We start from the raw sequence: 12,957 nt of genomic DNA, 5'->3' as shown, positions 1-12,957 counted from the left end.
AACACTGTTCCACCAGATTACAAATAAATGTGAAATTGTTCCCAACTATAAATTAAAAAGCGGCCGTGATATATTAAAAAATATAGCGAATTAGCCAATAACGGTAATATTGCCCCTGAATAATTCGCGTTTCAGGAAATAAGGGATGCGTTCATCCCCTAATGCGGTTAGCTGGCCAGCGCTTTGATTACCGTTTCCATTGCCTGTTTTTCGAGGTCGCTACGCTGAATACGCTGGTTCGCCAGTGCGGTTCTCAGTACCCCGGCAATCACGATATGTTTGGGTTCCTGTCCCAGATCGCGCATTTCCAGCACCACTTTGCCAACCACTCTGCACATCTCACGGTACAGTTCATCGTCTTTTGTCAGGTTTCCCATTATTGTCTCTCATTGCTGGTCCAGTTAAACAGCATATATCAGACTGCAGGGGATGACAAAAAACAAAGAAAATCAAATAAATAACTCACGGTACTATTCAACGATATGCGTTTCTTTCAATTGTTGCCATTTGTTGACCAGTGCCGCCAGATTTGCCGCCTGCATTTTTTCCATCACCCTGGCGCGATGTACTTCTACCGTGCGTACCGCGATGTTCATCATCTGCGCAATCTCGCGGTTCATCAGTCCATTAACGACGAAACCTGCTAACTCACGTTCTTTTGCCGTAAGTGCGCGATAACAGGTGATGATCTGTTGTCGGGCTACGGCCTGTTCCGATGCCACCAGCGCACGCTCCAGCGCCGTTTGCAGTGGTCTGGCGCTGACCGGTTTTTGCAAAAAGTCTACCGCCCCCTGCTTCATCTGCTCGACGGCCATCGGCACGTCGCCATGTCCGGTCAGAAACACCACTGCCAGCGTACTTTCGCGCTGGCGCAACACCGCATGGACATGCTTACCATCCATGACCGGCATCCGCATATCCAGCAGCAGTACGCCGGTCTGATACAAATCGGCCTGCGCAAGAAAAACAGCCCCTTCTTCCCAGCACGTGACCGGATAGCCCAGGCTCTCCAGAAGAAAGGCGCAGGCATCGGTGACCGCCACATCATCATCCAGTAAATGAATTATCGTCATTGCCGCTCCTGTCCTCCCGTTGAGTAAAATCCAGTACAACCGCCACGCCAGGCAGCCCGTCAGGCGCGGTCTGATTTCGCAGGTTAATCTCTCCCTGACCGTAACGTACCAGCCGCTGACAAATCACCAGCCCCAGTCCCATCCCCTCTTTCCGACTGGTTTTGAAGGGCTGAAAGGCTTGCTGCAATAATGCATCGTTGATACCGCCGCCATTATCCTGCAACGTCATGTGCACGCCCTGTGTCGACGCTGAGGCGTCAATCCACAACGCGGTGGCACCCGCCTGCGCCGCGTTGAGGATCAGATTAGCCAGCACCTGCTCCAGCAAAACCGGCGGCAGCAACATCGTCAACGCGCGATCGATATTGCTGTGTAAAATTAACATCGGAAACTGTTGTGCCATGCGTAACAGTTGCCAGACATGTTGAACCGCCTCGCGGATGCTGATGTTCTCCCACTCTTCCGTGCGGATCGGGCTTCCCTGAGCCTGACTCACCCAGCGTCGCAAATTTCGCAGCGTCTCGGCCCCGCGCTGCGCCTGCCGATCGATATGCTCGAGCGCAGGCAGTAACGCGTGCGCCGGATCCTGAGACTGCAGGCGAATCAGGCTGCCCTGCGCGTAATGGCGAATAGCCGACAGCGGTTGATTCAGTTCGTGCGCGAATCCGGAGGTCATTTCGCCGAGAACGCTCATCTGCCTGGCCGTTTCCAGCGCCTGCTCCTGCTGGCGCAACTGGACGCTGTTGCGTTCAAGTTGTTTACCACGGCGACGAACCAGCAGCATCACCCAGATGTAGTTCAGGGTCAGCAAAAGCAGGATCAGCGCAGTCCCGCCCATCAGCCACTGATGTTGTATCAGCCAGCTTTTCACATCCAGCCATAAGCGTCGCTGCTGTGGATGCTGCTGTACGTCGCGCAGTAACGCCTCCACCTGGCTGGTCGACGCCGGCGCTCCCCAATGGAACGCGGAGGTGTCAGGTGCAGCCAGCAGCGCGCGGGTGACGCGATCGGCCAGCGCATCACTGACCGCAGGCAACGCGGCAAACGACCAGTCAGGATAGAGCGGCGTACTGGCCAAACATGCAATATTTCCGGGACGGTTGAGCACCGCGACAAAATCGGTTTTATCAACCAGTCCCTCTTCGTCCATTTTTTCCAGCAGGCAGACCGGAACAATCACCGCCTGCACCGCGTTTTCACGGAGTAAATAAAGAAGCGCATCGGCTGGAAAACCAGTAAATCGCAGGTTGAGGTCGCGCTCCGGGCGCAGGCCGGCGTCGCTCAACGCTTTGTATCCCAGCAGGTAGCCGCCGAACGCCTGAGGATCAATGGCCCCCACTGTTTTACCGATCAGATCGTGCACGCTGGTGATACCGCTGTCGCGCCGGGCAAGGATCGCACTGCCAATGACGTTCCCCGTGCCGCGCGCAGAACGCAGAGACGCCAACCAGCGCAGCGGTGAATGGCTGTTCAGTTGCACAAACTGTGCCGGGTTGGTCACCACAAATTGTACGCTTGCGTTGTTGACCGCCGCCTGCATCTGGTGCAGATCCAGCGGCAGAATGTGGAACCGTTCTCCGGGAATCTGCTGATTAAGCTGCGTTTCCAGCGCCTGCCAGTGATTACGGGTGGAGACCTCACCCCGCATCGCCAGAATCCCGATATTCCATGCGCCCGCCAGCGAAGCGCCGCTGAACATTAAGGCCGACGCCAGCAGCGTCAGCCTCATCACCTTTTTACCTCTCACACCCTTATCCCCGTTGATTATGTTGTTTTAGATCAACAACCCGCCGGGTATGTGGTTAACCACAATAGAGCTGCCCCCGCCACGATTTTTACACTGTAAATCATCGACATTCTTTATTCATCACACGCAACCCAACGGCGTGACAAATGTTTCGTTGTTGCCTTGAGACGGGAGAAAAAATGGACAGCAGTAAACGGCAGTTTCTCCAGCAACTGGGCGTCCTGACCGCAGGCGCGTCGCTGGTTCCACTGGCGCAGGCGAAATTTTCTTTTTCACCTGAACGCCACGGCGGTTCCACACAGCAGCGTTACGCGATGCTTGTCGATCTGCGCCGCTGCATCGGCTGTCAGGCCTGCACCGTCAGTTGTGCGATTGAAAACCAGACGCCGCAGGGCGAGTTCCGTACCCATGTGAATCAGTATCAGGTCCAGGTGGCGGATGAGGTGACCAATGTGCTGTTACCGCGTCTGTGCAACCACTGCGACAATCCGCCCTGCGTACCGGTTTGTCCGGTGCAGGCCACCTTTCAACGCGAAGACGGCATCGTCGTGGTCGATAACACCCGCTGCGTCGGTTGTGCCTACTGTGTGCAGGCGTGTCCTTATGACGCCCGTTTTATCAATCATGAAACGCAGACCGCCGATAAATGCACGTTTTGCGTCCATCGTTTAGAGGCCGGACTTCTCCCCGCCTGCGTGGAGTCCTGTGTTGGCGGCGCGCGCATCATCGGCGATATCCGCGATCCGCAAAGCCGTATTTCGCAATTAATCCGCACCCATCATGACACCATCAAGGTGTTGAAACCGGAAAACAACACCGTGCCCCATGTCTTCTATCTGGGACTGGATGAGGCGTTTGTCTCCCCGTTGATGGGCCGCGCACAACCCGCACTCTGGCAGGAGGTCTGATAATGTCACCCTTAATCATTGAAGAGGTGCTGACCCGTCCACAGGCGGTGAGTTGGCTTCCCTGGGCAGTACAGTATTTCTTTTTCATCGGTATTGCCGCCTGCGGGGCGCTGTCTGGTGCCGTCCTGCACTGGCGGAAAAAGGATAATCCCGCCCTGGAAAACCTGACGCTGCTGATTACGCTAACCTGCGCAATCACCGCACCGCTGGCGCTAACCGCCGATCTCCACCAGACAGCCCGTGTCTGGCATTTCTATGCGTACCCTACGCCGTGGTCATGGATGCCGTGGGGCGCCCTGTTTTTGCCGCTGTTTACCGCGTTCCTCGGACTCTGGTTTCTGGCGCAGGTTTACAGGCAACTCACTGGTAAAAGTTACGCTGTCACAAAATGGTTCGCGTGTGCCAGCGCGCTGACCGCGATAGGATTGTTGCTCTATACCGGGCGGGAAGTCTCTGTGGTGCAGGCTCGCCCCGTCTGGTTCAGTTATGCCTTTGTGCTGGTGATGTTCCTGAGTGCGCTACAAACCTTTTTAGCGTTGTTAATCGTCGGGCTGCGCGATGATTTTCCAACGCAAAAGCGCCTCGCGCTCGGACAACTGCTGACACTGCTCGCCCTTGCAGCCGTCATTATTTTCTGGGTCTGCGGCGATACGCTTTCCGGTATGGCCATCCGCCAGTGGCTGGCAATCTCCGCATCGGCACGCCATTACGCCTCAGGCTGGCTGGCATTCTGGCTGATCTCATTGCTGTTTAGCGTTATCGCCCTGCGTCGTCCGCTGTCATTGCCTCTGCGTAGCCTGCTGGCGTTGAGCGCGATGGCGCTATGCTGGCTCATGCGCTGGACGCTGCTGATTCAGGGGCAGACGCTGCCGAAATTCAACGCCCAGTTCAACCCATACGCCCTGCCCGCCGGAACCGACGGTTGGCTTGCCATCCTCGGCACCTTCGGCCTGTGGATAGCGCTGCTTATTATTATTCGCGAAAGCGTGAACGGACTCGCAAGGAGACTGCAACATGGCTAATTTAACCCGTCGTCAGTGGCTCAAAGTCGGCCTGGCCGTCGGCGGTATGGCGACGTTCGCCCTTAGCTATCGTGACGTCGCGAAGCGCGCCATTGACGGCTTGATCAACGGCACCTCGGGTAAAATCACCCGCGACCACATCATCGGTAACGCGCTGATCCCGGAAGCCAACGCGCACCCGCGCTGGCAGCAGAATACGCAGCAAACCATCGCCATGACCCAATGTTTCGGTTGCTGGACACAGTGCGGCGTCAGAGTACGCGTTGATCAACAAACCAACCGGGTGCTACGTATTGCCGGCAACCCGTATCATCCGCTTTCTCATGAGCATCATATTGACGCGTCAGTGCCATTCAGCACGGCGATGGCGCAACTGGCAGGCGAGAACGGTCTTGATGCTCGCTCGACGGCCTGCGCCAGGGGCGCGACGCAACTGGAAGGTCTGTACAGCCCGTTGCGTATTCTTGAGCCGATGAAACGCGTCGGTAAACGCGGCGAAGGTAAATGGCAGCGCATCAGCTTTGAACAATTGATCAATGAAGTGGTGGAAGGCGGCGACCTGTTTGGCGAGGGTCACGTTGACGGCCTGCGCGCCATTTATGCCCCGTCGACCCCCATTGATCCGCAACATCCGGGGTTTGGTCCTAAATCCAACCAGCTTCTGGTCACCAATACCGGCGACGATGGGCGAGATACATTTCTACGCCGCTTTGCTCTCAACAGTTTCGGTAGCAAGAACTTTGGCGCGCATGGCTCCTATTGTGGACTGGCCTATCGCGCAGGTTCCGGCGCGCTGATGGGCGATCTCGATAAAAACACCCACGTAAAGCCCGACTGGGATAACGTCGAGTTCGCGCTGTTTATGGGCACCTCGCCCGCACAGTCGGGCAACCCGTTTAAACGCCAGGCCAGACAGCTTTCCAGCGCACGCCTGCGCGGTGATTTCAGCTATGTGGTCGTCGCCCCGGCGCTGCCGTTAACCACCGTGTTAGCTGACGATCACGGTCACTGGTTACCCGTGATCCCCGGCAGCGACTCTGCGCTGGCGATGGCAATGATCCGCTGGATTATCGAAAACCAACGCTACAACGCCGATTATCTGGCGCTGCCCGGCGCAAAGGCCATGCAACACGCTGACGAGAAGAGCTGGACCAACGCCACGCATCTGGTGATCGCCGACGATCTTCCCGGACTGGCGGGACAGCACTTAACGCGTCGCCATCTGGACCCTTCCGCGGCCAATGATCCACTGGTTGTTAATGAACACAACGAGCTGGCCCCCGCCAGTGATTGTCTGCACGCCACGCTGTTTGCCACGCGCCAGGTCACGCTCGCCGACGGACGTAGCGTGACGGTGAAGAGCAGCTTCCAGTGTCTGAAAGAATCGGCGGAAAAAATGACGCTCACGCAGTACAGCCAGCAGTGCGGTGTGGCTGAGGACAACATCATCGCGCTGGCGGATGCCTTTACCCGTCACGGACGTAAAGCGGCGGTCATCACCCACGGCGGCATGATGGCAGGAAATGGTTTCTATAATGCGTGGGCGGTGATGATGCTGAACGCGCTGATCGGCAACCTCAGTCTGGAAGGCGGCGTCTTTGTCGGCGGCGGAAAATTCAACGGCGCAACGGACGGCCCACGCTACAACATGGCGAGTTTTCAAGGAAAGGTGAAGCCTAAAGGGCTGAGCATCGCGCGAAGCAAAACGGCGTATGAATCTTCTGAAGAGTACCGTGACAAGGTCGCCGCCGGGCGTTCCCCCTTCCCGGCTAAAGCACCGTGGTATCCGTTTGTCGCCGGTCAACTGACTGAGTTGCTGAGTTCCGCGCTGGAAGGGTATCCGTACCCGCTGAAAGCGTGGATCTCCAACATGACCAATCCCTTGTATGGCATACCCGGTTTGCGCGCGGTGGCCGAAGAAAAGCTGAAAGATCCGGCACGGTTGCCGCTGTTTATTGCCATCGACGCGTATATGAACGAAACGACGGCCCTTGCGGATTACATCGTACCGGACACGCATAATTTCGAAAGCTGGGGATTCAGCGCGCCGTGGGCTGGCGTCGCCAGTAAAGCCACCACCGCTCGCTGGCCGATTGTTACCGCTGCCACCGCCACAACCGCCGACGGTCAGCCGGTTTCGATGGAGGCATTCTGCATCGCGGTGGCAAAGCAACTGCATCTGCCGGGGTTTGGCGACAATGCGATATCCGACAGCGCAGGGAACCATTATCCGCTCAACCGTGCCGAAGACTACTATCTGCGCGTTGCCGCCAATATCGCGTTTATGGGGAAGGCCCCGGTCGCCGAAGCGGTAACGGAAGATATTGAACTCACAGGCGTCCGCCGCATTATGCCCGTCATTGAGCAGACGCTAAAGGCAGAAGAAGTGCGTCGGGTGGCGTTTATCTACTCACGCGGCGGGCGTTTCGCACCGGACAAGAGCGGACGGGCAGAAAACCGGGTCGGCAACGCGTGGGAAAAACCGCTGCAAATCTGGAACGCCGAGGTTGCCGCTCATCGTCATGCTATCACTGGCGAGCGCTACAGCGGCTGTCCGGCGTGGTATCCGGCAAGACTCTCTGACGGACGTTCGGTGGACGACCTGTTCCCGCTGGCACAGTGGCCGCTCAAACTTATCTCGTTTAAGTCCAATACCATGGCCAGTGCGTCTGCGGTAATCCCACGTTTGCACCACGTTAAGCCGGTCAATCTGGTGGCGTTGAACCCGCAGGACGGTCAGCGTTTCGGGCTTTCCCATGGCGACACGGTGCGGATCACCACACCGGGTGGACAGGTTGAGGCGCAAATTAGTTTGCTGCACGGCGTAATGCCTGGAGTCATCGCGATCGAGCACGGCTATGGGCATCGGGAGATGGGCGGCGCGCAACACACGCTGGACGGTGAACCGCTGCCGTTTGATGCGAAAGTGAAATCGGGGATTAACCTGAATGACCTGGGATTTGCCGATCCGACGCGAAAAATCAGTAACACCTGGCTGGACTGGGTGTCCGGCGCCGCGGTCCGTCAGGGGCTGCCAGCAAGAATTGAGCGGGTCTGACACTTGCACGGATGGCAATGCTCGCGCGTTTTACCCGGCCTACAGGACAACGTAGGCCGGGTAAGGCGAAGCCGTCTCCCGGCAAAAACGGATCAGTTATTCACCGGAATGACCGCACCTTTGTATTTGGTGCGGATCCACTCCTGAATCTCTTTTGAGTGCAGGACGTCAACCAGTGCGACGATATCCTTTTTCTTCTCGTCGCCACGATGCACAGTAATGATGTTGGCATACGGGTTGTTCTCACCGCTTTCCACCGCGATCGGGTCGTGTACCGGATCCAGACCAGCGTCGATAGCGTAGTTGGCGTTAATCACCACCGCATCACCTTCATCGTTGTTGTACATTTGCGGCAACAGCGCGGCTTCCACGTTAGGCAGGAACTTCAGCTTCTTCGGGTTATCCACGATGTCGCTGATGCGTGCGGTCACTTTGTCCACGCCCGGCTTCAGTTTGATTACGCCTTCTTTCTCGAAGATAGACAGAATACGCCCCTCTTCCGACACCGCATCACGCATGATGATTTTGCCGCCTTCCGGCAGATCCTTCAGTGATTTAACTTTTTTCGAATAGATGCCGATAGGCTCAATGTGGATGGCGCCCGCACTGACAAAATCGTAGGTCTTATCCCCGGCATGGTCTTTCAGCACGCTGTTCAGATAGGGAATATGCTGGAAGTAGTTGGCGTCAATCTCACGGCCCGCCAGCGCGGTGTTCGGCAGGATGTAGTCCTGGAACGGTTTAATCTCCAGATCGATCCCCTGTTTCGCCAGGATCGGTTTGGCCTGTTCGAGGATTTCGGCATGCGGTACGTTAGACGCGCCCACGGTCAACGTGTCCGCCCAGGAGGCGAAGCTCAGGGCACTTAAGGTGGCTGCGGCGAGAAGTGTCAGTGATTTTTTCATGATAATGGTTTCCGTATTTTATTAGCGTTTATCTAACAGAGAAGTGATCACATCGCCGCAGAACTGGATAATGAAGACGATAACCAGAATGGTCACTGTCGCCACCAGCGTGACGTCGTTGTGGTTGCGCTGGAATCCTTCCAGATAAGCCAGATTCCCTAAACCACCTGCCCCGATCACCCCAGCCATCGCGCTGTAACTGACCAGCGCAATCAGCGTCACGGTGATACCGGACACCAGAGCGGGTGACGATTCAGGTAACAAAACCCGAAAAATTAAGGTGCTGAGACGAGCGCCCATTGAACGTGTGGCTTCAATGACGCCCTTATCCACTTCGCGCAGGGCGATCTCAACCAGGCGCGCATAGAAAGGTGCAGCACCGACAATCAGCGCCGGTAAGGCGGCATTCGCGCCAAGAATGGTGCCGACAATCGCTTTGGTAAACGGGATCAGTAAGACGATCAAAATAATGAACGGGATCGAGCGGAAAATATTCACCACCAGCGAAATGCCGCTGTACAGCACACGGTTCTGGAACAGCCCGCCGCGTGCGGTAAGAAACAGCGCCAGTCCGAGGACGATACCGAGAACAAAGGTCGCAATCCCGGAGAGCGCGGTCATGTACAGCGTCTCCTGAGTAGCGGCAAACAGTTGATCCCATTTCAGATGGGGAAACAGATTCTCAGCCATGTTGAATCACCTCACCGTCAATGCCGCTTTTTTGCAGGTCGTCCAGAATGTTATTGAGTTGCTCTTCCGACGCCACCACGTGCAGCCACAGCTGGCCGAACACGCCATGCGCCGTCTGGGTCATTTTGCCGTGCAGGATATTGAATGGCAGACCGTAGCGCAGGGTCAGTTCGCCAACGATCGGCTGATGCGTGCTGTGCCCGGTAAAGGTTAATTTAATTACCGTGCCGCCCAGTTCGCTCGCCAGTTGTGGGTTAAAGGCTTCTTCATCAGCATACTGTCCCACCTGGCGGACAAACTGCCGGGTAATCGGCTGTTGCGGATGCGTGAAGACGCTCAAGACGTCGCCCTCTTCCACCACCTGACCGTTCTCCATCACTGCCACACGATCGCAGATTTTGCGCACCACGTGCATTTCATGGGTGATCAACACAATCGTCAGTTGGAAGCGGCGGTTGATATCAAGTAGCAGATCAAGAATTTGATCGGTTGTTTGCGGGTCCAGCGCCGACGTGGCTTCATCGCACAGCAATACATCCGGGCTGTTGGCCAGCGCGCGTGCAATCCCCACGCGCTGCTTTTGCCCGCCGCTCAGCTGTGACGGAAAGGCATTTTCGCGCCCCGTCAACCCTACCAGTTCAATCAGTTCCGCCACGCGAGCCTGAATTTTTGCTTTTGGCGCACCGGCGATTTGCATTGAAAAGGCGATGTTGTCGCGCACGGTGCGCGACCACAGCAGATTAAAATGCTGGAAGACCATGCTGATTTTCAGGCGCGCCTGGCGCAGCGATTCGCCGCGAGCGGCAGTAATATCATGACCGTTGATGGTCACGCTGCCCGTGGTTGGTTTTTCCAGCCCGTTGAGCAGACGAATCAGGGTGCTTTTCCCGGCACCGCTGTAGCCAATAATTCCGTAAATCTGTCCCTGCTCCACGGTCAAATTGACATTATCAACCGCAGTAATGGATAGCCGGCCTGGCGTGAACACTTTCGAAATATTTTTCAGGACAATCATGTCGTTTGGGTATCCGCGGCTGCTTATTGTTATCCTGCCAGCGCTTTCAGCTATTTAGCAGTATGGATGTCCAAACGAGTGTAATCAGGGTAATTTAGATTTGAAATGATTTAAAAGTCATTTGTTATAACTTGAAGGAATAAGTTGGGTTGCGCAACACAGCCTGGTTTTTGCGTTTGCGCAATTGGCAGACACGACTTGTTTAATAACAATTTGTTGTGTAACTGCCTGGATGTATTCTGAAACACCGTTTCCATTTTCCTTTTGTGTCTGTTTCAGCGTATAATGCGTGACAATTGTCACTTGAATGGTTTCAGCACATTGACCTGTCATACTCAGAGACTACAAAACGTCCCTTTTTGTCGGGCTGAACGACGAGCACACATTCCTCTGCACGCTCTATCGATGTCACCTATCCTTAGTGCGAGGCATCACAACTTTCGTAATACAGGTTTAGCTTCCAGTCAGTGCGTTCCGGAAGCCGGCTTTCCATATCCTTCTCAACTTAAAGACTAAGACTGTCATGAAAAAGACGAAAATTGTTTGCACCATCGGTCCGAAAACCGAATCTGAAGAGATGTTAACCAAAATGCTGGACGCGGGCATGAACGTCATGCGTCTGAACTTCTCTCACGGTGACTATGCAGAACACGGTCAGCGTATCCAGAACCTGCGCAACGTGATGAGCAAAACCGGCAAGAAAGCGGCCATCCTGCTCGACACGAAAGGTCCGGAAATCCGTACCATCAAGCTGGAAGGCGGTAACGACGTTTCCCTGAAAGCGGGCCAGACCTTTACCTTCACCACCGATAAATCCGTGGTGGGGAATAACGAAATCGTTGCCGTGACCTACGAAGGTTTCACCTCCGATCTGTCCGTGGGTAATACCGTACTGGTCGACGATGGTCTGATCGGTATGGAAGTCACCGCGATCGAAGGCAACAAAGTCATCTGTAAAGTGCTGAACAACGGCGACCTCGGCGAAAACAAAGGCGTTAACCTGCCAGGCGTTTCTATCGCCCTGCCGGCGCTGGCAGAAAAAGACAAACAGGACCTGATCTTTGGTTGCGAACAAGGCGTTGACTTTGTTGCGGCCTCTTTTATCCGTAAGCGTTCTGACGTGGTTGAAATCCGTGAGCACCTGAAAGCGCACGGCGGCGAGAAGATCCAGATCATCTCCAAAATTGAAAACCAGGAAGGCCTGAACAACTTCGACGAAATCCTCGAAGCGTCTGACGGTATCATGGTTGCCCGTGGCGATCTGGGCGTTGAAATCCCGGTTGAAGAAGTGATCTTCGCGCAGAAGATGATGATCGAAAAATGTATCCGTGCGCGTAAAGTGGTTATCACTGCGACCCAGATGCTGGATTCCATGATCAAAAACCCGCGTCCGACTCGCGCTGAAGCAGGCGACGTGGCGAACGCCATCCTCGACGGCACCGATGCGGTGATGCTGTCAGGCGAATCAGCAAAAGGTAAATACCCGCTGGAAGCGGTCACCATCATGGCGACCATCTGTGAGCGTACCGACCGTGTGATGACCAGCCGTCTGGACTTCAACAATGACAGCCGCAAATTGCGCATCACTGAAGCCGTCTGCCGTGGCGCGGTGGAAACCGCGGAAAAACTGGAAGCACCGCTGATCGTGGTGGCCACTCAGGGCGGTAAATCCGCTCGCGCAGTGCGTAAATACTTCCCGGACGCCACCATTCTGGCGCTGACCACCAACGAAGTCACAGCCCGTCAGCTGGTGCTGAGCAAAGGCGTTGTGGCGCATCTGGTGAAAGAAATCGCGTCTACTGATGATTTCTACCGTCTGGGTAAAGAGGTTGCTCAGCAGAGCGGTCTGGCTCAGAAAGGTGACGTAGTGGTGATGGTTTCTGGTGCTCTGGTACCGAGCGGCACGACTAACACAGCATCTGTTCACGTACTGTAATAATTCTCGAGTGAATTAATTCGATTAAAAAGCGCCCTCGCGGCGCTTTTTTTATTTTTCCAATAGCCACTATTAATAAAAAAGCAAATCGGATTGAGCTATCTAATTACAGATTATCTAAGACGAATCCGATGGAAGCAGCCTGTTTTCACACGGTTTTTTAGCCATTTTTGCGCATTTCGATGCTTCTTTGAGCGAACGATCAAAAATAAGCGTCTTCTCATCAAAAAAATATTCTCAACATAAAAAAGTTTGTGTAATACTTGTAACGCTACATGGAGATTAACTCAATCTAGAGGGTATTAATAATGAATCGTACTAAACTGGTACTGGGCGCGGTAATCCTGGGTTCTACTCTGCTGGCTGGTTGCTCCAGCAACGCTAAAATCGATCAGCTGTCTTCTGACGTTCAGACTCTGAACGCTAAAGTTGACCAGCTGAGCAACGACGTGAACGCAATGCGTTCCGACGTTCAGGCTGCTAAAGACGACGCAGCTCGCGCTAACCAGCGTCTGGACAACCAGGCTACTAAATACCGTAAGTAATAGTACCTGTGTAATAGAAATGGCGCACATTGTGCGCCATTTTTTTGTCTCGCGTTCT

Annotated in this window: 12 protein-coding genes; 6 read left to right on the top strand and 6 right to left on the bottom strand. The window is 54.9% G+C overall.

Annotation, left to right across the window (positions count from 1 at the left end):
• Positions 1-167: 167 nt before the first annotated feature.
• The 3 genes from fumD to ttrS form a co-directional block, all read right to left on the bottom strand.
• Complete coding sequence (fumD, locus tag ACQ0PY_RS11005; protein WP_044254724.1) at positions 168-377, bottom strand: fumarate hydratase FumD; 210 nt, start codon at positions 375-377, stop codon at positions 168-170.
• Between the two features lie 93 nt (positions 378-470).
• Entirely contained in the window at positions 471-1,073 is a 603-nt protein-coding gene (ttrR, locus tag ACQ0PY_RS11000) for a tetrathionate respiration response regulator TtrR (RefSeq protein WP_446894204.1), read from the bottom strand.
• On the bottom strand, positions 1,048-2,820 hold the full coding sequence (gene ttrS / locus ACQ0PY_RS10995) for a tetrathionate respiration histidine kinase TtrS (RefSeq protein WP_090050018.1): 1,773 nt from the start codon (positions 2,818-2,820) through the stop codon (positions 1,048-1,050). The genes ttrR and ttrS overlap by 26 nt, the downstream gene beginning before the upstream one ends.
• Positions 2,821-2,999: 179 nt before the next feature.
• Between ttrS and ttrB the strand changes: the two genes are divergently transcribed.
• Genes ttrB through ttrA form a run of 3 tightly spaced genes read left to right on the top strand, consistent with a single transcriptional unit; the run spans position 3,000 to position 7,808 of the window.
• On the top strand, positions 3,000-3,728 hold the full coding sequence (gene ttrB / locus ACQ0PY_RS10990) for a tetrathionate reductase subunit TtrB (RefSeq protein ID WP_043000833.1): 729 nt from the start codon (positions 3,000-3,002) through the stop codon (positions 3,726-3,728).
• Positions 3,728-4,750 (top strand): tetrathionate reductase subunit TtrC, encoded by a 1,023-nt coding sequence (ttrC, locus tag ACQ0PY_RS10985; RefSeq protein WP_099434105.1) that lies wholly within the window; start codon positions 3,728-3,730, stop codon positions 4,748-4,750. Before ttrB ends, ttrC begins: the two co-directional genes overlap by 1 nt.
• Complete coding sequence (ttrA, locus tag ACQ0PY_RS10980) at positions 4,743-7,808, top strand: tetrathionate reductase subunit TtrA (protein WP_446894203.1); 3,066 nt, start codon at positions 4,743-4,745, stop codon at positions 7,806-7,808. The genes ttrC and ttrA overlap by 8 nt, the downstream gene beginning before the upstream one ends.
• Before the next feature lie 92 nt (positions 7,809-7,900).
• Here ttrA and ACQ0PY_RS10975 read toward each other — a convergent pair whose 3' ends face one another.
• From ACQ0PY_RS10975 to ACQ0PY_RS10965, 3 genes are read right to left on the bottom strand one after another with little or no spacing between them, the layout of a single operon-like run.
• On the bottom strand, positions 7,901-8,713 hold the full coding sequence (locus tag ACQ0PY_RS10975) for a MetQ/NlpA family ABC transporter substrate-binding protein (protein WP_044265416.1): 813 nt from the start codon (positions 8,711-8,713) through the stop codon (positions 7,901-7,903).
• Between the two features lie 21 nt (positions 8,714-8,734).
• A complete protein-coding gene (locus ACQ0PY_RS10970) occupies positions 8,735-9,403 on the bottom strand; it encodes a methionine ABC transporter permease (protein ID WP_099434103.1) in 669 nt (222 codons plus the stop codon).
• Positions 9,396-10,418 carry a methionine ABC transporter ATP-binding protein gene (locus ACQ0PY_RS10965; RefSeq protein ID WP_054176649.1) on the bottom strand — a complete coding sequence of 341 codons (1,023 nt, stop codon included), beginning with the start codon at positions 10,416-10,418 and terminating at the stop codon, positions 9,396-9,398. Before ACQ0PY_RS10965 ends, ACQ0PY_RS10970 begins: the two co-directional genes overlap by 8 nt.
• A 285-nt stretch (positions 10,419-10,703) precedes the next feature.
• Here ACQ0PY_RS10965 and ynhH point away from each other — a divergent pair, with 285 nt between their 5' ends.
• The 3 genes from ynhH (at position 10,704) to lpp (ending at position 12,899) form a co-directional block, all read left to right on the top strand.
• Positions 10,704-10,934 carry a protein YnhH gene (ynhH, locus tag ACQ0PY_RS10960; RefSeq protein WP_418219699.1) on the top strand — a complete coding sequence of 77 codons (231 nt, stop codon included), beginning with the start codon at positions 10,704-10,706 and terminating at the stop codon, positions 10,932-10,934.
• Between the two features lie 7 nt (positions 10,935-10,941).
• Positions 10,942-12,354, top strand: a complete 1,413-nt coding sequence (pykF, locus tag ACQ0PY_RS10955; protein WP_043000839.1) for a pyruvate kinase PykF — start codon at positions 10,942-10,944, stop codon at positions 12,352-12,354.
• Between the two features lie 308 nt (positions 12,355-12,662).
• On the top strand, positions 12,663-12,899 hold the full coding sequence (lpp, locus tag ACQ0PY_RS10950) for a murein lipoprotein Lpp (RefSeq protein WP_001082307.1): 237 nt from the start codon (positions 12,663-12,665) through the stop codon (positions 12,897-12,899).
• Positions 12,900-12,957 lie beyond the last annotated feature (58 nt).

It is taken from the genome of Citrobacter sp. LST-B2 (genome assembly GCF_057983045.1).
This window is presented reverse-complemented; position numbering and strand designations above follow the sequence as displayed.